Origin of the sequence: Streptomyces sp. CC224B (assembly GCF_030010595.1) — a bacterium.
In the GTDB taxonomy this organism is placed as follows: domain Bacteria; phylum Actinomycetota; class Actinomycetes; order Streptomycetales; family Streptomycetaceae; genus Streptomyces; species Streptomyces longispororuber.
Genome location: NZ_JASCXL010000066.1, coordinates 34,229 through 54,666, shown reverse-complemented (window position 1 = coordinate 54,666; position 20,438 = coordinate 34,229). Strand labels below are relative to the sequence as shown.

18 protein-coding genes and 1 tRNA gene are annotated in these 20,438 nt (G+C 73.0%); 8 read left to right on the top strand and 11 right to left on the bottom strand.

Annotated elements, in window-relative coordinates; all coding sequences use genetic code 11:
* Window positions 1–107: 107 nt before the first annotated feature.
* The 3 genes from QK440_RS25205 to QK440_RS25195 form a co-directional block, all read right to left on the bottom strand.
* Entirely contained in the window at window positions 108–1,061 is a 954-nt protein-coding gene (locus QK440_RS25205) for a chaplin (protein WP_282795485.1), read from the bottom strand.
* 152 nt (window positions 1,062–1,213) lie between these two features.
* The gene (locus QK440_RS25200) at window positions 1,214–1,447 is read right to left on the bottom strand and encodes a chaplin (RefSeq protein WP_282795484.1); all 234 of its coding nucleotides are present in this window, start codon (window positions 1,445–1,447) and stop codon (window positions 1,214–1,216) included.
* Between the two features lie 240 nt (window positions 1,448–1,687).
* Entirely contained in the window at window positions 1,688–3,031 is a 1,344-nt protein-coding gene (locus QK440_RS25195) for a M20/M25/M40 family metallo-hydrolase (protein WP_282795483.1), read from the bottom strand.
* Between the two features lie 178 nt (window positions 3,032–3,209).
* Here QK440_RS25195 and QK440_RS25190 point away from each other — a divergent pair.
* Together QK440_RS25190 and QK440_RS25185 are read left to right on the top strand one after the other, a co-directional pair.
* Window positions 3,210–3,297 (top strand) — tRNA-Leu (locus QK440_RS25190).
* Between the two features lie 246 nt (window positions 3,298–3,543).
* A complete protein-coding gene (locus QK440_RS25185) occupies window positions 3,544–4,098 on the top strand; it encodes an AAA family ATPase (RefSeq protein ID WP_282795482.1) in 555 nt (184 codons plus the stop codon).
* 43 nt (window positions 4,099–4,141) lie between these two features.
* Here QK440_RS25185 and QK440_RS25180 read toward each other — a convergent pair whose 3' ends face one another.
* The 4 genes from QK440_RS25180 to QK440_RS25165 all read right to left on the bottom strand — a co-directional run bounded on the left by QK440_RS25180 (window position 4,142) and on the right by QK440_RS25165 (window position 9,834).
* Entirely contained in the window at window positions 4,142–4,735 is a 594-nt protein-coding gene (locus tag QK440_RS25180; protein WP_282795481.1) for a hypothetical protein, read from the bottom strand.
* Between the two features lie 369 nt (window positions 4,736–5,104).
* Window positions 5,105–7,996: a peroxidase family protein gene (locus tag QK440_RS25175; RefSeq protein ID WP_282795480.1), complete on the bottom strand. Its 2,892-nt coding sequence runs from the start codon at window positions 7,994–7,996 to the stop codon at window positions 5,105–5,107.
* 518 nt (window positions 7,997–8,514) lie between these two features.
* Complete coding sequence (locus QK440_RS25170; protein WP_282795479.1) at window positions 8,515–8,946, bottom strand: YchJ family metal-binding protein; 432 nt, start codon at window positions 8,944–8,946, stop codon at window positions 8,515–8,517.
* A 186-nt stretch (window positions 8,947–9,132) separates the two neighbouring features.
* A complete protein-coding gene (locus tag QK440_RS25165; protein ID WP_282795478.1) occupies window positions 9,133–9,834 on the bottom strand; it encodes an FCD domain-containing protein in 702 nt (233 codons plus the stop codon).
* 192 nt (window positions 9,835–10,026) lie between these two features.
* Here QK440_RS25165 and QK440_RS25160 point away from each other — a divergent pair, with 192 nt between their 5' ends.
* The 3 genes from QK440_RS25160 to QK440_RS25150 all read left to right on the top strand — a co-directional run bounded on the left by QK440_RS25160 (window position 10,027) and on the right by QK440_RS25150 (window position 12,815).
* Window positions 10,027–10,530 carry a gluconokinase gene (locus QK440_RS25160; RefSeq protein WP_282795477.1) on the top strand — a complete coding sequence of 168 codons (504 nt, stop codon included), beginning with the start codon at window positions 10,027–10,029 and terminating at the stop codon, window positions 10,528–10,530.
* 218 nt (window positions 10,531–10,748) lie between these two features.
* A complete protein-coding gene (locus QK440_RS25155; protein WP_282795476.1) occupies window positions 10,749–12,155 on the top strand; it encodes a gluconate:H+ symporter in 1,407 nt (468 codons plus the stop codon).
* Between the two features lie 456 nt (window positions 12,156–12,611).
* Window positions 12,612–12,815, top strand: a complete 204-nt coding sequence (locus QK440_RS25150) for a cold-shock protein (protein ID WP_282795475.1) — start codon at window positions 12,612–12,614, stop codon at window positions 12,813–12,815.
* Between the two features lie 227 nt (window positions 12,816–13,042).
* Here QK440_RS25150 and QK440_RS25145 read toward each other — a convergent pair whose 3' ends face one another.
* The 3 genes from QK440_RS25145 to QK440_RS25135 all read right to left on the bottom strand — a co-directional run bounded on the left by QK440_RS25145 (window position 13,043) and on the right by QK440_RS25135 (window position 17,686).
* Entirely contained in the window at window positions 13,043–14,653 is a 1,611-nt protein-coding gene (locus QK440_RS25145; RefSeq protein WP_282795474.1) for an APC family permease, read from the bottom strand.
* Between the two features lie 135 nt (window positions 14,654–14,788).
* Window positions 14,789–15,760, bottom strand: a complete 972-nt coding sequence (locus QK440_RS25140) for a hypothetical protein (protein ID WP_282795473.1) — start codon at window positions 15,758–15,760, stop codon at window positions 14,789–14,791.
* A 270-nt stretch (window positions 15,761–16,030) separates the two neighbouring features.
* Window positions 16,031–17,686: an FAD-binding dehydrogenase gene (locus QK440_RS25135; protein WP_282795472.1), complete on the bottom strand. Its 1,656-nt coding sequence runs from the start codon at window positions 17,684–17,686 to the stop codon at window positions 16,031–16,033.
* Window positions 17,687–17,877: 191 nt separating this feature from the next.
* On the opposite strand from QK440_RS25135, the gene QK440_RS25130 reads away from it, so the two are divergent.
* From QK440_RS25130 to QK440_RS25120, 3 genes are read left to right on the top strand one after another with little or no spacing between them, the layout of a single operon-like run.
* Window positions 17,878–18,483: an NUDIX domain-containing protein gene (locus QK440_RS25130; RefSeq protein WP_282795471.1), complete on the top strand. Its 606-nt coding sequence runs from the start codon at window positions 17,878–17,880 to the stop codon at window positions 18,481–18,483.
* A 35-nt stretch (window positions 18,484–18,518) separates the two neighbouring features.
* Entirely contained in the window at window positions 18,519–18,911 is a 393-nt protein-coding gene (locus QK440_RS25125; RefSeq protein WP_282795470.1) for a DUF202 domain-containing protein, read from the top strand.
* A complete protein-coding gene (locus tag QK440_RS25120) occupies window positions 18,899–19,267 on the top strand; it encodes a DUF202 domain-containing protein (RefSeq protein WP_282795469.1) in 369 nt (122 codons plus the stop codon). Before QK440_RS25125 ends, QK440_RS25120 begins: the two co-directional genes overlap by 13 nt.
* Before the next feature lie 67 nt (window positions 19,268–19,334).
* Here the strand turns inward: QK440_RS25120 and QK440_RS25115 are convergent, their stop codons facing one another.
* Window positions 19,335–20,270: an NADP-dependent oxidoreductase gene (locus tag QK440_RS25115; protein ID WP_282795468.1), complete on the bottom strand. Its 936-nt coding sequence runs from the start codon at window positions 20,268–20,270 to the stop codon at window positions 19,335–19,337.
* Window positions 20,271–20,438: the final 168 nt, after the last annotated feature.

Below are 20,438 nucleotides of genomic sequence, written 5' to 3'. Positions count from 1 at the left end.
CAGACCTGCCCCGCCCGCCCCGCCATCCCCGGTCGCGCGCCGGCACGTTGCCGGGCCGCCCCCCCCGCCCCCCCCCCCCCCCCCCCCCCCCCCCCCCCCCCCCCACGTCACGCACGAGCTCGGCGGTACAGGACCGAACCCGCGAGCAGCATGCCCGCGCCCATCGGCAGCGCGAGCGCGGCCATCGGCGAGCCGCCGGTCTGCGCGAGCTGGTCCTTGCCCGCGGGCGGGGTGACGGCCTGCGCCACGGGCTGGTCCCCCGCGCCGGGCGGCACGAGCGCCGTTTCGCCGTACGGGGTCGTGTCACCGTAGGGGCCCGGGGCACCGTGGGGCACCGTCCCACCGGACCGGTGCGGCCCTTCGGGCGGCCCGTACTCCCCCGGCCCACCCGGGTGTCCGGGCCTGCCGTGCTGCCCCGGCCCGCCCGGCGTGCCCTGGTCCCCGGACGTGTCCGACCCGGGCTTCCCCGGCTTCCCGGGATGCCCGGGCGTACCCGGTCCGCCCGGCTGACCAGGAGTGCCGGGGCCGCCGGGCTTCCCCGGGTGTCCGGGCTCTCCCGGCCGGCCGGGCTTCCCGGGCTTCCCGGGCGGCGTCGCGGTGCCGTCTCCTTCGTTCGCGCAGTCGTTGCCCATGACCGCGTTGCCCGCGCCGCCGATGGTGACGCTGTTGGCGCACAGGTTCACGGGCGCGCGCACCGGCGCCTGCACGGTGTTGCCGGAGCCGACGCCGGGCGAGTGGCCGGAGCCGCCGTGGGCCGAGGCCCCGCCCGCCGAGGGCCGGTCCCCGTGGCCGTCCCCGTACCCGCCGCCTCCGTGACCGGAGGTGTTGGCACAGCGGTTGCCGGCCGCCGGATTCAGCACCCCCACCACGTTCACGGTGTTTCCGCACAGGTTCACCGGGGCGTCCACGGGGGCCTGCACGGTATTTCCCGACAGCACTCCCGGAGAATGCGCGCTTCCGCCTTTGGCGCCCGCGTCCGCGTGGGCGTAACCACTGGTGACCGCGAGCACCCCGCCGGCCGCCGCCGCGGTGAGCAGACCTTTGCGTGTGGCCTGTCGCATAGCTTTCCCTCCCTGACCTACAGCGATACGCACGGGCCCGTCGCGCCGTGCGCCCTGCGCCACGGCCCCGGGGCGCATGGCACGCGCTCCGGGGCCGATGGACTCAGACCCTCGATGGGGTGGCGCCCCTCAGGGGGCGAGAGACGGCAGCGTCACTTGTTGACGCAGTAGTTGCCGAAGGTGGGGTTCAGCAGCCCGACGACGGAGATCGTGTTGCCACAGGCGTTCACCGGCACGTGCACGGGCACCTGGACGACGTTGCCCGAGGCGATACCCGGAGAGTTCACGGCGGCGCCCTGCGCACCGGCGTCGGCAGCGGCAACGCCCGCACCGGCGAGCACCAGACCGCCCGTGGCAACCGCGGCGGCGACGACCTTCTTGATCATTATTCCTCCTAGTTGGCAGTGCGGCCCCAGCCGCGGACCGCACCACCTGTAACGAGGAGGCCAAGGGACGGCTACGAGCGCCGGACAGCTTTCACTCTTTTCAGTCCAATACGCACGTGCAGCCGATTGTTAGGAGTTTCGTTTCGGCTTATTGACCGGCTTGCCGGATTATCCGTTCCGTTCCCGTCAGGACGCGTCTCACCGTCAGAACACGTCTTGGCGTCGGAACACGTCCCACCGTCAGGACGCGTCGATGAAGCGGTCGAGGACACGTACGCCGAACTTCAGCGCGTCCACGGGCACCCGCTCGTCCACACCGTGGAACATGCCCGCGAAGTCCAGCTCCGGCGGCAGCTTCAGCGGCGCGAAGCCGAAGCCGCGGATGCCGAGGTCGTCGAAGGACTTGGCGTCCGTACCGGCCGAGAGCATGTACGGCACGGCCCGGGCGATGGGGTCCTCGGCCTGGAGCGCGGTCTGCATGGCCTCCACGAGGGCGCCGTCGAAGGTGGTCTCCAGGGCCTTGTCCGCGTGCACGTCCTCGCGCTTGACGCGCGGGCCGAGGATGCGGTCGAGGTCGGCGAGGAACTCCTCCTCGAACCCGGGCAGGAACCGGCCGTCGACGTGCGCGGTGGCCTGGCCCGGGATGACGTTGACCTTGTAGCCGGCGCCGAGCTGGGTGGGGTTGGCGGTGTTCCGGAGCGAGGCGCCGATCAGCTTGGCGATGCCGCCCAGCTTGGCGAGGGTCTCGTCCATGTTCTCCGGATCGAGCTCGGTGCCCAGCGCGTCGCCCAGCTCGTCCAGGAAGTGCCGCAGCGTCTTGGTGACGCGGATCGGCCAGTTGTGCCGCCCGAGGCGGCCCACGGCCTCGGAGAGCTCGGTGATCGCGTTGTCCTTGTGGATCATCGAGCCGTGGCCGGCGGTGCCGTCCACGGTCAGCTTCATCCAGTGCATGCCCTTCTGGGCCGTCTCGACGAGATACAGCCGCAGCTGCTCGTTGACGGTGAAGGAGAAGCCGCCGACCTCGCTGATCGCCTCGGTGACGCCCTCGAAGAGGTCCGGGTGGTGGTCGACCAGGTACCGCGCCCCGTAGGTGCCGCCGGCCTCCTCGTCCGCGAGGAACGCCAGCACGATGTCGCGCGGCGGCTTGCGGCCGCTGCGCAGCCGGTCCCGGACGACCGCGAGGGTCATCGCGTCCATGTCCTTCATGTCGACGGCGCCCCGGCCCCACAGGCAGCCGTCGGCGATCTCCCCGGCGAAGGGGTGGTGCGTCCAGTCCTGGGCGTTGGCCGGTACGACGTCGGTGTGGCCGTGGATGAGCAGCGCGGGCCGCGACGGGTCCTCGCCCTCGATCCGGGCCACCGTGGAGGCGCGCCCCGGGTGCGACTCGAAGATCTTCGGCTCGAGACCCACCTCCGCGAGCTTCTCCGCGACGTACTCGGCCGCCTTGCGCTCCCCCGGCCCCGAGTGGTCCCCGTAGTTGCTGGTGTCCATCCGGATCAGGTCACGGCACAGGTCGACGACCTCGTCCTCACCGGACACGGCCCCCGCTCCGCTGCCCTTGCCGCCCGTGGTCGGCTCGCTCACGCTGTTCCTCCCGCTGTCGCACTCTGGGTCCCCTCCATCCTCCCGCGCCCGCCCGCCGGGCCCAAGGGCGGGCGTCCCTCGTCATCCGCCGTTCACGCTCGTGACCTGTGTGATCAGGGACCTCCGAATGTTTGCTATGGTTTTCCACGTCGCCGCGGGAAACCGCGACAGACCACCGGTCCGGGTGGCGGAATGGCAGACGCGCTAGCTTGAGGTGCTAGTGCCCTTTATCGGGCGTGGGGGTTCAAGTCCCCCCTCGGACACCAGCAGGAAGGTCCCTCGCGAGGGGCCTTCTTCGCGTTTGCGCCGCGGCGTGACCAGCCGTGTGCCCTACGGCCCTGAGACTTCCCCGGTGGCCGGTGGCGTCGGACCGGGGCGGGCCGCACTGGACGCGGCCGGCTCCTTCGGTTCGCTCGGCCCGGCGCCTGCCGGTCTTGAGGGCGGGGCTGAGACCGGGCGGCCGGATCGATATCGGATCGCGTGAGGTGGTTGCCCGCTGGCACGCTGCCTCCATGGATCACGCGGAAGTACTGCTCATCGGAGGACGAGCCGGAGTCGGCAAGACGACGGTGGGGTGGGAGGTGTCGGCGCTGCTGCGCTCCGAGGCGGTCGCTCACACGATCATCGACGGTGACTTCATGGGGCAGGTGCATCCGGCACCAGAGGGAGACCCTCACCGTGCGGGGATCACCGAGAGCAATCTGACTGCCGTGTGGGCGAACTTCGCCCAGCGCGGATACCGACGCCTGATCTATACGAACACCATGAGTGTGCTGCCGGAAGCGACGGGCATGTTCAGGCGTGCCATGGGGGCCGGAGTGGGGATCACACGAGTCCTGCTCACCGCCTCCGATGCCACGGCTCGCGAGCGGCTGGTGGGCCGGGAACTCGGCTCGGAGCTGGAGCAGGAGGTGGAAGGAAGCGTCCGCAAGGCACGGCTCCTGGACCAGCGGGCGCCCGAGGAGACGGTGCGAGTGGCGACGGACGGACGGCTCGTCGTGGACATCGCACGGGAGGTGGTGGCCGCCACCGGTTGGGCCGGGCCGCACTTCGCCCGCGGATCGTGATCGTGCGGACTGGCTTGTCCGGGAACCGTTCACGGCTGGGGTACTAAGCACCGCCGCAGGGCTTCACCGAATCCAAGAGGACCTTGTGGCTCAACTTGACCTGGATGATGGAGACGTCCGTGACCGGCTCCGGCGGAGCCGCGTAGGCGTCGCCTGGCTGCACCCAGTGCGTCAGTTCATCGAGGGTGCGCTTCCAACGCCGCCCGCCGCTGTCATTGAAGTATATGGAGTCGACCGTGAAGTACTGATCCAGGCTGATCTCCGCACCGCGAGGGATCTTTCTGTTCGTTTTCGCCGTAGGGTCGACACTCATGTCCTGGCTGCGCAGGACGATTCCGGAGCAGGGCGGCACACTCCCGAGCCAGAGAATCAGCTGGCTCTTCTGCCGTCGCGGTTCAGCGTCCCCCTTCGCCTTCCACTCGACATCGGCCAAAATCATCACATGCACTTTTGAGATCGGGTCCGCCGACCGGTTGACGAGGTAGTAGCGACGACTCCTCAGGCTGTCTTCGACATCGCTGTAAAACGCCACTTTGGATGCTTGAGAGCGCAGTGATTCGTCCGCGTCCTCCTGGGACTGTTTCAACTGATCTTCCGCGGTCCGGGCACTGTAGTAGGTGGCGATGCCGGTGACCACGATGCCTCCGACTGCCGCGACGCCCGCGAGGGCGGTCCCGGTCTGCACCCACCAGTTGAGGCGTCGCCACCGTCCGCGCTCCGGCACTCGATGCTGTGCATCAGGTGTCTCCCGTGCTCGCACCGCACCAGGCCGGGGCCGTCGGCGTGCCAGCCGCAGTCTCACCCGCCGATCTGCACTGTTCCTCGCCACGGCCCCCCTCACTCCGGCCCTACACGCCAACAGACACACCCGGGGCCCATTCAGTTCCCATGAGAGGAAGGCCTTCCGGTAGTGCCTCTGACGTGGCCGGCAGCACGTGAGGGTGACCAACACCCACAGGTCCGATGGGCGGCCAGGTGATGTGTCGGTCAGGTTCGCGTGCTGTGGCTACGGCGTCGGCTGTGGAGGGACCCGGCGCCAGGGGGCGAAGGGGGTGGCTGTGCGGGGGAGGAGGGCGGCCAGGTCGGGGCAGTGGCGGAGGATGACCGTGTTCATGCTGCCCTTGCGGACCCAGTCGATGCCGAGGGGGGTGTAGATCTCGGGGCGGAAGTCGACGGTCAGGAAGCGGTCGCTCTGGAGGCGGCGCGTGGCCATCAGGATGAAGACGCGGAACGCCGTGTCGCTGAAGCCGAAGCCGGTGGGCGGGTTCTCGGCGAGCAGGCCGACCACCGTGTCGATCTCGTCGACCGAGGCGTAGACATCCTTGAGCCGGGCCAGCGACTCGGGGTTCTCGGTCAGGTCCTCGAAGCGGCGCAGGCGCGGTCGGTGCAGGCCCGCGCGGAAGTCGTCGTAGCGCGGGACGCCCCGGCGGCGGGTGCGGACGAGGTCCACGACGGACAGGTCGATGAGCTCCCCGTCGCGTTCGAACCGCGTGAGGGCGCGTGGGAAGTTGTGCAGCGTGATGGCCCCGGGGTGGGCGATGCCGAAGGAGTACAGGGTGTTCGCGAGCCCCGTCTTGCGCAGGACGCCCTCGGCCGCCGCGCCGTTGATGTCGAGGAAGCCGACGGTCTCCAGGCGCTGCCCGAAGTGGTGTTCGCGCAGCTCGAAGTCGTCGGGGATCAGCGGGTGCATGCGGTAGACGGTGATGAAGTCCTCGGTGAGGGAGTACGGGACCCCGTGGTGGTCGGGCAGGGTGGCGGGGATGCCGGTGAGGGCCTGGGACTCGAACAGCCACAGGCCGAGCTTGTCGAGCCACTTGTCCGGCGGGCCGTCCCAGTTGGTGTGCAGGCCGATGTCGAGGGCCTCGGTGGCGAGGACCGCGGGCGTCCACTCCACGGTGTGGATCTTGGCGATGAGGGCGGAGACCACGAGGCGCGCCGTGTGGTAGACGGACTCCTCGCCCATGGAGGGGTACGCCTGCCGCAGCGCGGCGCAGACGGCGTTGTGCTCGCGGGCGAAGAGGGTGTGCATCACGCTGAGGCCGAGCCACCAGCTGTCGGTGAAGCCGCTGAGCGGGGCTCCGTCGCGGCCCGTCGGCAGGTGGCCCCCTTCCAGGCGCAGCTCGGCACCGCCGCCGGGGGCCCGCAGGGAGCGCGCGGTCGTCTCGTTCTCGCCGTACACCTCGGAGCCGTCCCACCAGTGCGAGGCGGTGTTGGCGAAGAGGGGCGGCCGGCCGTCGGGGACGGGCAGGGTCTCGTTCTCGGCGAACCGCATGACCCGCTCGGCGGGGCCGCCGGGCGTGTTCTGCCAGGACATCCCGGAGGGCAGCGGGACCTCGACGGTCTTGGTGCCCGCGGGGTGGCGGCGGTGGTTCACCCAGTCGTGCACCTGGAACTGGATCCAGGCGGCGGCGAGGACGTTGAGGGAGGTCGCGGGCAGGAAGGTCTCGCGGTGGAGCAGCTCGCGGGCGACGGTGACAGGGTTCGGGGTGTCGAAGGTGCCGGGCCGGTGGACGGGCGCGAGGTTGCGGCCGAAGGCGGCGCCGACGGAGCCCATGGCGGGCGCGGACAGGTCGTTGTACGTGCCGTCGTACGAGCGCGCGGTGCGCAGGCGCTCGTCGGGCGGGCGCGGGACGGGCACGGCCCGCGGCGGCGCCTCGTGCACGTCGGTGTCGACGAGGTTGGCGCGGCGCAGCTCCTTGCGCAGGAAGAGCAGGTTCAGGAGGCTCGCCCGGGTCGGCAGGCGGTGCCAGGGCACGAAGCGGTTCAGGAGCCGGAAGGCCGCCGCGGCGGGCACCGAAAGGACGCGGTTGCGCAGGGGCTCCTCGGTCAGGAAGCGCAGGCCCTGGCGGTGGGCGGCGCTCGCCTCGTAGGCGGCCTTGCGGGCGCGGTTGAGGTTGCCCAGGGGGCGGAAGTCGTCGGTGGTGTACCAGGGGTTGAAGGCGAGGTCCTCCACGCGGAGCGCGGTGGCGCGGGCCTCGGCGGTGTCGAGGTCCTGGCCGGGGATGGTGAGCCGGGCGACGGGCAGGGCGGGCGCGACGGCCTCCCGCCAGTCGGCGGAGCCGTCCTCGACGGGGGTGCGGGTCTCGTCGACGTACCGCTGGACGCACAGGTCGAAGGCGATGTCCGCGGTGGCGAGGCGCCGTTCGAGGTCGCGGCGGAGGTGGTTGGGGTCGCGGCGGTCGGGGCGCGGGGCCGAGGCCGTGCCGCCCGCGGGGCGCAGCAGGTAGCGCACCGGCCCTGCGGTGCCCCACAGGATCGCGCCGCGGCTCCAGTACGTCTCGGCCGCGAGGCTGTCGACGGTGTGCCGGGTGCCCGCCAGGACGGTGCGCCGCATGCGGCGGGCGGTGGCCGGGCCGACGGCGAGCGGCAGCTTGACGAAGAGGGCCACGGCGGTCCGGAGCCGGGTGCGGGCGCCCGCCATGGCCCGGGCGAAGGCCACGAACTCGCGGGCGTCCTTCGCGTGCGACACCGGCCAGTTGGTGGCGAGCAGGTCGTGGCTCTCCTCCCCCGACACGACGACGCGTACGGCGAGGCCGCGCAGGTCGGCCCTGCCGTCGGCCTGCCGGGCGCCGCTCGCGTTGGAGATGCGTACGGTCGCCGGGTACTCGGCGCCGGGCCGCGCGAAGCCGTGGCGCAGCTCGTCGGGCAGGTCGTCGCGGAAGCGGAGGCGGGCGTTCTCCACGCCCAGCGCGGCCTTGGCGTGGAACGCCCGGGCCAGGGCGCCGCCGCCCGCGGCGCGCCGGGTGACGGCCTGGACCCGCATCAGCTCGCGGGCGAGGCGCTCGAAGAGGCGGCGCTCGGCCTCGGGCCCGCCGCCGGCGTAGCGCTCGTAGCTGTGCCCGGGCACGGGCGGTGCCGCCTCGGCCGTACTCCGCTCGGGCGCTGTCTCTTCGGCCATCGGGCGCTTCCCTTCGCACGAGGTCGGTACACGGCGGGAGGCGTCGACGCTACTGGCGGCGCGGGACGGGCCGCAGCGCCCGAACCCGCCATGTGCGCGGATCCCGCGCGGGGTCGAACAGGCGGCCGGGCGGCGCCGTCCGGGCCTGTCAGCGGCCCCGGGGCGGGGGCGCGGCGGCGCGGCGCGCGTCCCTCGCGGTCCTCGGTTCTCTGGTTTCCCTCTTCGGGGGGTGTGGGGGTGGCCGGGTCGTGACGGGTACGTCGCCGGGCGGGGGCGTGCGGGGGTGCGGGGGCCGGGGGTGGCGGGGGTTCGAAGGCGCGGGGGGGCGGCGCCGGGCGGCTCGCGGGGTCCGGGAGGCGCCGGGCGGCTCGTGGGGCGCCGGGCGGCTCGCGGGGCGCCGGGTGCTTCGACGGCCGGGGCGAGGACCTGCCCGGGAGTGGGGTGTGCCGGGGAGGGGCCTGGCCTGAGCGGTGCTGGGACGGGGCCTGCCCAGGTGGTGCCGACGTGCGCGGCGCGGGTCAGTCGATGAACTCGCCGTCGACGTAGACCCAGGCGCCGTCGACCCGCTCGAAGCGGCTGCGCTCGTGCAGGCTGTCCGGGCGGCCGCCGTCGCGGTAGCGGGCGCGGAAGGTGACGGTGCCGGTGCTGTGGAAGGCGGTGCCGTCGGTGGTCTCCTCGACCTCCAGGCCGGTCCAGCGCAGCGCCGGGTCGAAGCCGATCTCCGGGGGGCGGGTGCGCGGGTGCCAGGTGCGCAGCAGGTACGCCTCGTCGCGCAGGGCGAAGGCGCTGTACCGGGACCGCATCAGTTCCTCCGGCGTCGCCGCGGCCGCTTCACCGCGGTGCAGGCGGCCGCAGCAGTCGTCGTACGACCGGGCGCTGCCGCAGGGGCAGACGTCGGGACGCGAGGGGTGGGCGGGACGGGCGGGGCGGTGTGGTGCACGTGGGGGCATGGGGTCATTCTCGCCGAGGGCGGAGGTGATGGTGCGGGGGGCGTGGGGGGTGTGGGAGGGCGGGCGGCCCTTGCGGCGCGGGGCGGCCGGTTCCTGGGGCTGGTCCCTGGGACTGGTGCGGCCGGTTCCGGAGGTGCGGCTGAGGCCGGGGCCGAGGCAGCCGGTGGGTGCTGAAGCCCGGTGTGGTCAGGGGGCCAGGATGTCCAGTTCGCGGAGGGCGCCCTCGGCGATCTCGCGGGTGAGGGCCTCGGCACGGGCCGCGTCGCCCTCCCGTACCGCCTCGGCCAGGCGGACGTGCAGGGTCACGGCCGCCGGGTCCGGATCCTCGAACATCACGTCGTGGTGCGTACGACCGGCCAGGACCTCGGCGACGACGTCGCCGAGGCGGGCGAACATCTCGTTGCCCGAGGCGTTCAGGACGGTGCGGTGGAAGGCGATGTCGTGCACCAGGTACGCCTCGAGCTGCCGGCCGCGGGAGGTGGCGACCATGCCGAGCGCCTCCTCGGTCAGGGCCGCGCACTGCTCGGCCGTGGCGTGGCGCGCGGCGAGGCCCGCGGCGACCGGCTCGACCGCCGAGCGCAGGACGGTGAGGGAGCGCAACTGGCGCGGGCGGTCGGCGCCGGCCAGGCGCCAGCGGATGACCTGCGGGTCGTAGACGTTCCACGCCTCGGCGGGCAGCACGGTCACGCCGACCCGGCGGCGGGACGCGACCAGGTGCATGGACTCCAGGACGCGCACCGCCTCGCGCATCACGGACCGCGACACCTCGAAGCGCTGCGCGAGCTCGTCCGTGCGCAGGACGCTCCCTGGCGGGTACTCGCCCCCGGTGATGGCGGGCCCGAGGCTGTCCAGTACACGGGCGTGCAGCCCCCGGGCCTGTGCGGTCATGGAGCCAGCGTACGAGGACGGCGCCACCCCTAAAAAGTCAGACTTTTACGTCACAGTCTCTTGAATTCGTCGGATCTAATGAGTTTCAGTGGCGTGAACGGAACGGGCCCGTGTCCGAAACCGTCGCCCTCGGGCGTGCGGTGGGGACGGCGGCCCGCGACCGATGTCGATGAAGACAGCGAGGCAGCAGCGATGAGCACCCCCCACGTCGTCGTAGTGATGGGCGTCGCAGGTACCGGCAAGACCACGGTCGGCCCCCTGCTCGCGGACCGGCTCGGCGTGCCCTACGCCGAGGGCGACGACTTCCACCCGCCGGAGAACATCGCCAAGATGTCGTCCGGCACTCCCCTGACCGACGACGACCGGTGGCCCTGGCTCGACGCCATCGGCGCGTGGGCGCACGGGCGCGCCGGGCACGGCGGGGTGGTGAGCTGCTCCGCCCTCAAGCGCGGCTACCGCGACCGGCTGCGGGCCGCCGCGCCCGGCCTCGCCTTCGTCCACCTCACCGGCGACCGCGCCCTCATCGAGGACCGCATGCGCCACCGCGAGGGCCACTTCATGCCGACCGCCCTCCTCGACTCGCAGTTCGCCACGCTGGAGCCGCTCGGCCCGGACGAGGCGGGTGTGGCCGTGGACGTCACGGGCACGCCGGAGGAGATCGCGGAGCGGGCGGCGGAGGCCCTGGCCGCGCGGTAGATCACCGGCGCCGTTCTCCCCTCCGCGCCGTTGTCCCCTTCGTCGCGTCCATCGCGTCCATCGCGTCCATCGCGTCCATCGCGTTCGTCGCGTTCGTCGCGCCGTCAGCTCCTCCTCCGGTCCTCTCCGGTCCTCGTCCGGGCTGTCGGCCTCTTCCCTCCCTCCTCACGTACGTACGTCCGCACGCCGGCGTACGCCCACTCGTACAAGGAACCACCGTGACCAGTCTCAGCGTCGAGATGCTGGCAGCGGACCCCGTCGAACCGATCACCTCGGCGGGCCATGCCCAGCTCGGCATCGCCGTTCTCGCGGGCATCGCCGTCATCGTCCTGCTCATCACGAAGTTCAAGGTCCACGCCTTCCTGGCGCTGACCATCGGCTCGCTGGCCCTCGGCGCCTTCGCCGGGGCTCCGCTCGACAAGGCCATCAGCAGCTTCACCACCGGGCTCGGCTCGACCGTGGCGGGCGTGGGCGTGCTCATCGCGCTCGGCGCCATCCTGGGCAAGCTGCTCGCCGACTCCGGCGGCGCCGACCAGATCGTCGACACGATCCTGGCAAGGGCCGGGGGGTCCGGCGGGCGTGCCATGCCGTGGGCGATGGTCCTGATCGCCTCCGTGATCGGGTTGCCACTGTTCTTCGAGGTCGGCATCGTGCTGCTGATCCCGGTCGTGCTGATGGTCGCCAAGCGCGGCAACTACTCCCTGATGCGGATCGGCATCCCCGCGCTCGCCGGGCTCTCCGTCATGCACGGCCTCATCCCGCCGCACCCGGGGCCGCTCGTCGCGATCGACGCCGTCAAGGCCAACCTGGGCGTCACGCTGGCGCTCGGCGTGCTCGTCGCCGTCCCGACCGTGATCGTGGCCGGGCCGCTGTTCTCGAAGGTCGCCGCGCGGTGGGTGGACGTCGCTCCGCCGGAGAAGATGATCCCGCAGCGCGCCACCGACGAGCTGGAGCGGCGGCCCGGCTTCGGGGCGACCGTCGCCACCGTGCTGCTGCCGGTGGTCCTGATGCTCGCCAAGGCGCTCGTCGACATCGTCGTGGACGACCCCGAGGCCACCGTCCAGCGGGTCTTCGACGTGGTCGGGGCGCCGCTGGTCGCGCTGCTCGCGGCCGTGATCGTGGGCATGTTCACGCTGGGGCGGGCCGCCGGGTTCACCAAGGAGCGGCTGTCGACGACGGTCGAGAAGTCCCTCGCTCCCATCGCGGGCGTCCTGATGATCGTGGGCGCCGGCGGCGGCTTCAAGCAGACGCTCATCGACGTCGGCGTGGGGCAGATGATCCTCGACTTCTCCGAGGACTGGTCCATCCCCGCGCTGCTGCTCGCCTGGCTCATCGCCGTCGCGATCCGGCTCGCCACGGGGTCGGCCACGGTGGCGACGATCTCGGCGGCGGGCCTGGTGGCACCGCTCGCGGCGGACATGTCCACGTCGCACGTGGCGCTTCTCGTTCTCGCCATCGGGGCCGGGTCGCTCTTCTTCAGCCATGTGAACGATGCCGGGTTCTGGCTGGTGAAGGAGTACTTCGGGCTGGACGTCGGACAGACGGTGAAGACGTGGTCCGTGATGGAGACGATTGTTTCCGTGGTGGCGCTGGGGTTCGTGCTGCTGTTGTCACTGGTGCTCTGAGAAGTACGGACCGTGGTGCTCTGAGAAGTACGAACCGTGGTGCTCTGAGAAGTACGGACCGCGAGACGCGACGCCCCTTGCCGGGCCGGTCATGGCGAAGCCCCCATTGGCGGAGTCGTCCAGCACTCGGCGGCCGCGGCCGCCCGGCAAGGAGTAACGCTGCACTCCGCGCGCCTCGATACCTGTGCCCGCCGCAACAGAATTCACCGATGCGGACAGGCAGCTTTATTGGGCCATTCACCGGGGTGGGGTCTTTTCATGTACGCGGGCCATTTCCGCGTGCTACTGTCGATGTCAGTTGCAGTTGTGGTTCCCGACGCTTCAAATGCTCCGAGTGACCTCCGGGTCGTCGGCAGCACTTATGTCTTCCGGTCTTTTTCCGGACGGGGTGATCATCGCGGCGACACGGTGTTCGTACAGTGCGGACGCCGATGCACTGCCCCAAAGGAGATTGACATGGCTGCTGGTACCGTGAAGTGGTTCAACGCGGAAAAGGGCTTCGGCTTCATCGAGCAGGACGGTGGCGGCGCCGATGTGTTCGCCCACTACTCGAACATCGCCGCCCAGGGCTTCCGCGAGCTGCTCGAGGGCCAGAAGGTGAACTTCGACATCGCGCAGGGCCAGAAGGGCCCGATGGCCGAGAACATCGTTCTCGTCTGATAACGCCTGTCGCGTAGACGTAGCTGGGGCTCGCATCCTTCGGGGTGCGGGCCCCAGCTGCATTTATTCCACTGGGCGGGAATTCCTGCCGGTGTATTCGTATCGGCTTACTGTGCGACCGGTCTTGCTTTTCTCCATACTCGCCGCATCGCTTTCTCCGTACTCACCGCATCGCTGCGGGAATTCCTCGATAGGGGCCGCAGCGAGGGACGGTCGTGTGAGCCCGGTCAGTCCTGCGGCGCGGGCGGGGGCGTCGCTGCCGCCTTCTCCAGTTGGAAGGCCTCGTTGCCCAGGCCGATACGGGCGTGGGCGGAGGACTTGCGTACGCGCATGACGGCGCCGTGCACCAGCCCCGCCACCGCCGCCGCGCCGATGATCCCCGGCAGCACCCACGGCAGGGCCGACCCGGGTGCCGCGCCGACGAGGATGTCGAAGTCCTTGACGGTGTAGCCCGCGATGACCAGCAGCGCGACCGCCGCGAGGCCGGACGCGGCGATGCGCCACGCCTGTGCCCGCGCCGCGCCGCGGCGTACGAAGAACACGATGACCGCCACGGACGCCGCGGCCATCAGCAGCAGCACCCCGAGCGCGCCCACGTTGCCGCCCCAGGTGAAGAGGTGCAGGACGGGCGCGGTCGGGTCGCCCGCCGGGCGGTCGTCGGCGACGGCGAAGCCCACCACCACCACGGCCGCGACCACGGTCTGCAGCAGCGACCCCGTGCCGGGCGCCCCGCTCGCGCTGTTCGTACGGCCGAAGGCGGCGGGCAGCAGGCCCTCGCGGCCCATCGCGAACGCGTACCGCGCGACCACGTTGTGGAAGCTCAGGACCGCGGCGAACATGCCGGTCACGAAGAGGACGTGCAGCACGTCGGTGAAGGTGCCGCCGAGGCGCGACTCCGTCAGCCCGAAGAGCAGGCCCGCGCTCTGCTCCCGGGCGGCGGGCACGATGCCCGAGGGGCCGGTCGCGACCGTGAGGGCCCAGGAGCTGAGCGCGAAGAAGACCGCGACGAACCCGACCGCGAAGAACATCACCCGCGCGACCACGACCTGCGGCCTGCTGGTCTCCTCCGCGTACACCGGCGCCTGCTCGAAGCCCGTGAACGCGGCGATGCAGAAGCACAGCGACGTGGCGACGCCCGCGCCGGTCAGCGTGTCGGGGTTGAAGGCGTGCAGGGACAGGCCCTCGGGGGACGGGTCGGCCAGCGCGGCCACGTCGAAGATGACGACCAGCGCCACCTCCACCAGGAGCAGCACGCCGAGCACCCGCGCGTTCAGGTCGATCTTCAGCCAGCCGAGCACGGCGACGAGCGCGACGGTGACGAGCGCGGGTATCCACCAGTCCACGGTGACGTGCGCGTACTTGTCGAGCAGCCCGGACACCTCGAAGCCGAGCATCCCGTACAGGCCGGCCTGGAGCGCGCTGTAGGCGACCAGCGCGACGGCGGAGGCGCCCGCGCCCGCGGTGCCGCCGAGCCCGCGCGAGATGTACGCGTAGAACGCCCCGGCGTTGTGGACGTGGCGGCTCATCTCCGCGTAGCCGAAGCTGAACAGGGCGAGCACGACGCCCAGGGCGAGGAAGAGCAGCGGCTGGCCGACCACGCCCATCACGCCGTACGTGGTGGGCATGACCCCGGCGACCACCATCAGCGGGCCGGTGGCGGCGAGCACGGAGAGCAGCAGCCCCGCCGTGCCCAGGCGGCCCGCGCGCAGCGCCCGCTCCTGGCCCATGTAGGTGCTGATGCCGCCGCGTTCGGGGGCGGGCCTGCCGTGGGCCCCGGTCCCCGTTCCGGCGTGCTGCCCGGATCTGCTTGCGCTCGCGTTCGAACTGCCCGTCGCCATGGCGCGGTTGTCCTCTCCGCTGGTCGTGGGTCGGTCGTGGGTCGGTCGGTCTGTCGTTGTCCGGACGGGTGCCGTCCGGCTGATCTGTGCGGTGCCGCGGTGCGGTGCTGGGGCCTTCCCGGGCCCCCGGTCCGGTCAGTCCGCCGTGCCCAGCGTCGTCGCGCGTGCGGCCGTGTACGCCTCGTACGCGTCGCGGTCCGGGTACGACCAGGGCGCCTCGGTCTGGTGGCGGCCGATGCGGTGGAACAGCGCCGCGGCCTCGGCCGTCCGGCCGCCGCAGTACGTGGCGTGCGCCAGGTAGTTGAGGTCGACGAAGGCGCGCGGGTGGTCCGTGCCGGCGGGGGCGCCGCCCGGGGTCTCCCAGGCGAGCCACCAGTCGAACGACGCCTTCATCACCTGCCGGGCGCGGCGGCTGGTCCAGTGGCCGGAGGCGACCGGGTCCCGGCTCTCGCTGCCCGCGGTGGCGAGGACGCGGTAGCGCTCGGCGTGCGCGACGACCGGGAGCAGCGCGAGGGGCGAGTGGTCGGGGGCCTGTTCCGCCGCCCAGGACGCGAAGTCGTACACCTCGTGCAGCGGGTCCTGGCCCGCGCCGGGGCGCCGCTCGGCGAGCCGGGCGACCATCAGGTGGTGGGCGTGGTGGTGCTCGGGGTGCCGGTGCCTGACCTCGTCGAAGAGGCGTACGACGTCCTCCTCGTGGCCCAGTGAGCGCTCCAGGAGCAGCAGCGCGAGCCACGGCGTGGGGTCGGCGGGGACGCGCGCCGCGGCCTCGCGGCAGGCGGTGCGGGCCTTCTCGGAGCGGCCCTTGCCGCGCAACGCGCCGTGTACGGCGGCGAAGGCGAGCAGCACGACGGCGTCGGCGCTCTCCGGTTCCGCGAGGCGCCAGTCACGGGCCCAGGCGGTGGTCGTGGGCTCGCGGGCGAGGACGTCGCAGCGGTGGCCGCGCCGGTCCCAGTCGTCGCCGGTGGCGGCGAGCAGCTCGCGCACCTCGCCCCAGCGTCCCAGCGCCAACGCGGCGCGCGCGGCGACGAGTTCGGCGTCGTCGAGGGCGGCGTCGAAGACGTGGGCCGAACGTTTGCGAGAGCGACCGAGGGGTGGGGGTGGGGACACCGCGGGCGTCCTCCCAGACGCGGTAGGTGGGCAGGCGATCACGCACAGCCAACCGGTAGGCAGCGCTCCACGTCAAGGCCCGGGCGCCTCCCGCGTCTTGACACACCTCCCACACAACCTGCGGGACTCCTCCACCGTTTGCGGCAGGGCACCGCGGTTCACCAGCGGCGTCACGCGCCCCTCGCGGCGCCGCGCCGGTCCGGCGGGCGGATCCGTCGCGTGGGGCCGCCGGGCGGATTCCGGCCCACGGACCTGGCCGCCGGGCGGGTGCTAGCTCACGGACCTGGCCGCCGCACGGCCCGCCGCGCGCCCCGAGAAGAGGCAGCCGCCGAGGAAGGTGCCCTCCAGGGAGCGGTAGCCGTGCACCCCGCCGCCGCCGAACCCGGCCGCCTCGCCCGCCGCGTAGACGCCGGGCAGCGGCTCGCCGCCCTCCCGCAGGACGCGTGCGTCCAGGTCGGTCTCCAGGCCTCCGAGGGTCTTGCGCGTGAGGATGTTCAGGCGGACGGCGACGAGGGGGCCCGCCCCGGGGTCGAGCATCCGGTGCGGCGCGACGGAGCGGATCAGCCGGTCGCCGACGAACCTGCGCGCGCCGCGGATGGCGGTGACCTGGAGGTCCTTGGTGTAGGGGTTGACGATCTCGCGGTCGCGGGCGGCGAGCGTCCGGTGCAGGGCGGCCTCGTCGATGAGGGGTTCCTTGGTGAGCGCGTTCATGCCGCGCACCAGGGCCCCCAGGTCCTTCTCGACCACGAAGTCGACGCCGTGGTCCATGAAGGCCCGCACCGGGCCCGGTACGTCGGCCCGCGCGCGCTCGATGACACCGCGCACGGACTTGCCGGTCAGGTCGGGGTTCTGCTCGGAGCCGGAGAGGGTGAACTCCTTGCCGATGATCCGCCGGTTGAGCACGAACCACGTGTGGTCGTACCCGGTGCTCATGATGTGGCTGAGCGTGCCGAGGGTGTCGAAGCCCGGGAACAGCGGGACGGGCAGGCGGTTGCCGCGCGCGTCCAGCCAGAGCGAGGACGGGCCGGGCAGGATGCGGATGCCGTGCCGGGCCCAGATCGGGTTCCAGTTCTCGATGCCCTCGGTGTAGTGCCACATGCGGTCGCGGTTGATGAGGTGCCCGCCCGCGCGCTCGGTGATGCCGAGCATCAGGCCGTCGACGTGCGCGGGCACGCCGGAGAGCAGCTTCGCGGGCGGACTGCCGAGGCGGGCGGGCCAGTTGGCGCGGACGAGGTCGTGGTTGCCGCCGATGCCGCCGGAGGTGACGACGACGGCCTGGGCGCGGAACTCGAAGGAGCCGGTGACCTCGCGGCTGCTCGCCCTGCCGCGCTCGACGCCCGACGGCTCGAGGACCTCCCCGCTCACGGTGTCGACCACGCCGCCGGTGCGGGCGAGCCCGGTGACGCGGTGGCGGAACTTCAACTGGACGAGGCCGCGCGCGGCGCCCTCGCGCACCGCCCGTACGAACGGCGCGAGCAGGCCGGGCCCGGTGCCCCAGGTGATGTGGAAGCGGGGCACGGAGTTGCCGTGGCCCTGGGCGTCGTACCCGCCGCGCTCGGCCCAGCCGACGACCGGGAAGAACCGGACGCCGAGGCCGTGCAGCCAGGCGCGCTTCTCGCCCGCCGCGAAGTCCACGTACGCCGTGGCCCACTGGCGCGGCCAGTGGTCCTCCTCGCGGTCGAAGGCGGCCGTGCCCAGCCAGTCCTGGAGGGCGAGCTCGCGGTGGTCCTTGATGCGCATGCGGCGCTGTTCGGGCGAGTCGACGAGGAAGAGGCCGCCGAAGGACCAGTGGGCCTGCCCGCCCAGGGACTGCTCCGGCTCCTGGTCGACGAGGATCACCCGGCGGCCCGCGCGCACGAGTTCGGCGGTGGCGGTGAGTCCGGCGAGTCCCGCACCGATCACGATGACGTCCGCGTCGTAGGCCATGACGGCTTCCTCTCCCGGGTTACTGGTGGGTCAGATCCTGGAGAGCGCGGGGGCCCGCGTCAACCAGTGGGAGGGGGCGGGTCGCCGCCGGCGGCTCCCGGGGAGGGCACCCCGGGCGCGCGCAGGCGCCCCTGGGACCTGCGGGTGCGCCCGGGGCCCGGCCCGTTCCGCCGCCTGACAGGATGGCCCGTATGAGTGCTGACACCACGAATCCGGCGGACGAGCTGCTGCCCGTCGTCGACGAGCACGACCGCGTCGTCGGCGAGGCCCCGCGCGGTGAGGTGTACGCCCGCGGGCTGCGCCACCGGTGCGTCTTCGTCGAGGCCAGGGACGCCGCGGGGCGCGTGTTCGTGCACCGCCGCACCGCCACGAAGCTCGTCTTCCCGTCGCTGTACGACATGTTCGTCGGCGGGGTCGTCGGCGCGGGCGAGTCCTACGACGACGCCGCCCTGCGCGAGGCCCGGGAGGAGCTGGGCGTCGAGCGGCTCCCCCGGCCCGTGCCGCTGTTCAAGTTCCTGTTCGACGACGGCGCGGGCCGCACCTGGTGGTCGTACCTGTACGAGGTCCGCTGCGAGCTTCCGGTGCGGCCGCAGGTGGAGGAGGTCGCCTGGCACGACTTCCTCACGGACGCGGAACTCGCGCGCAGGGCCGGGGAGTGGGAGTGGGTGCCGGACGGCCTGGAGGCGTACCGGCGGCTGCGGGCCTTCCGCGCGGCGGGGGACGGCCCGTCCGGTGGCGCGAACGGCGGCACGGACGGCGGTGCGGGAGACGGCCCGTCCGGTGGCGCGGGGCGGTGAGCGGCCCGGTGGGCCCCGGCGCCTAGGGTGCGACGGTGAGCAACTTCGTGCAGAGCCTGCGGCTGTGGTTCAGCCCTGCCCGGCTGCGGGCGGAGGGCGACACCCCGGACTACCGTTTCTCGCTGGCCAACGAGCGCACCTTCCTGGCCTGGCTGCGGACCGCGCTCGCGCTGCTCGGCGGCGGCTTCGCGGTGGACCAGTTCCTGCCGGACCTGCGGTGGGCCGCCCGCGCCGGGCTCGCGCTCGCGCTGCTCGGCGCCGGGGTGCTCTGCGCGCTGCGGGCGGGCGGCCACTGGGCGCGCTGCGAGCTGGCCATGCGGCGCGGCGAGGACCTGCCCGTGTCGCGTTTCCCGGCGCTGCTCGGCCTCGTGGTGGCGCTGGTCGCGCTGGCGATGGCGGCGGTGGTGCTGCTCGGGTGGGAGCGGTGAGGGGGCCGGGCGGCACGGCGCGGGGCACCGGGCCCCCGCCGGAGCGGGCCGGTGCCGCGCGGGACCCGGGGCTCCAGCCGGAGCGCACCCGGCTGGCGTGGCGGCGTACGACGCTGGCGTGCACGGTCGCCGCGGTGCTCGCCGTGCGGTCGGCGCTGCACGAGGGCCTCTCCGCGGCGGGGGCGGTCGCGGGTGCGCTGGGCCTGGTGTGCTGGCTCGGCTTCCTGCTGGTGGCGCACCGCAGGATGACGGCGCTGACGGCTCCCCGCCCGCGGGCGCTCACGCCGGGCGTCTCGGCGGCTGCGGCCCTGTGCACGGCGGCGCTGGCGCTGTCCGGGGTGGCTGTGGTGGTGTGAGCGCCCGGGCGCCGGGAGGTGCGCCCGCTCCCGTGCCCCGGCGGAAACGGGTGCGACCGTTGTGGACCTAGCCGTCCCAGTCGACGGTCACCACGATCTTGCCGCGGGTGCGCCCCTCCTCGCTGAGGCGGTGCGCCTCCGCCGCACGCTCCAGCGGGAACGTCGCGTCCACGTGGACGGTGACGACGCCCTGCTCGGCGAGTTCGGACAGGTGGTGCAGGTCGTCGGCGTCCGGGCGGACGAAGCAGTAGCGGCCGCCGAGGCCGAGCACGGCGCCGTCGGCGACCGAGGCGAGGCGGCCGCCGGGGGCGAGCAGGGCCGCGGACAGGCGCAGCGTGTCGCCGCCGATGGTGTCGAACGCGGCGTCGACGCCGTCCGGGGCGAGGGCCCGCACGCGGTCGGCGAGGCCGTCGCCGTACGTGACGGGCTCGGCGCCCAGCTCCCGCAGGTAGGCGTGGTTGCGCTCGCCGGCGGTGCCGATGACGCGGGCGCCCGCGTGCCGGGCGAGCTGGACGGCGAAGGAGCCGACGCCGCCGGCGGCCGCGTGCACCAGGACGACGTCGCCCTCCCTCACGGCGAGGGCCCCGCGCACGACCTGGTAGGCGGTGAGCCCGGCCAGCGGCAGGCCCGCGGCCTCCTCGAAGCCGAGGTTGCGGGGCTTGCGGGCCAGGGTGCGCACCGGGGCCGCCACGTACTCGGCGAACGTGCCGCGCGACAGGAAGTCCTCGCGTACGTAGCCGATGACCTCGTCGCCGACGGTGAACTCGGGGGCGGCGGCGCCGGGCTGGACCACCACGCCCGCCACGTCCCAGCCGGGGATCACCGGGAAGACGGCGTCCAGGATGCCGTCGAGGTGCCCCTGGCGGCACTTGTAGTCGACGGGGTTGACGGCCGCGGCCCGCACCTTGACCAGGACGCTGTCCGGGCCGACCTTCGGGTCGGGCATCTCGCCGTACTCCAGGACCTCGGGTCCGCCGTACGCCTTGTAGCTGATCGCTTTCATGGGCTCGCCTCACGTCGCCTCACGCCGTCGCGGCACTACGGGCCAAGCTGTCACAGCGGGAGCGGCGGGGCACCGAGGGCTAGCCTGAGCGAGTCACACGCCCCTGGGAGGCGCCGCCCCATGGCCACCCTCCACCAGGGACACACCGCTCGCGGCCGCTGAACCGCC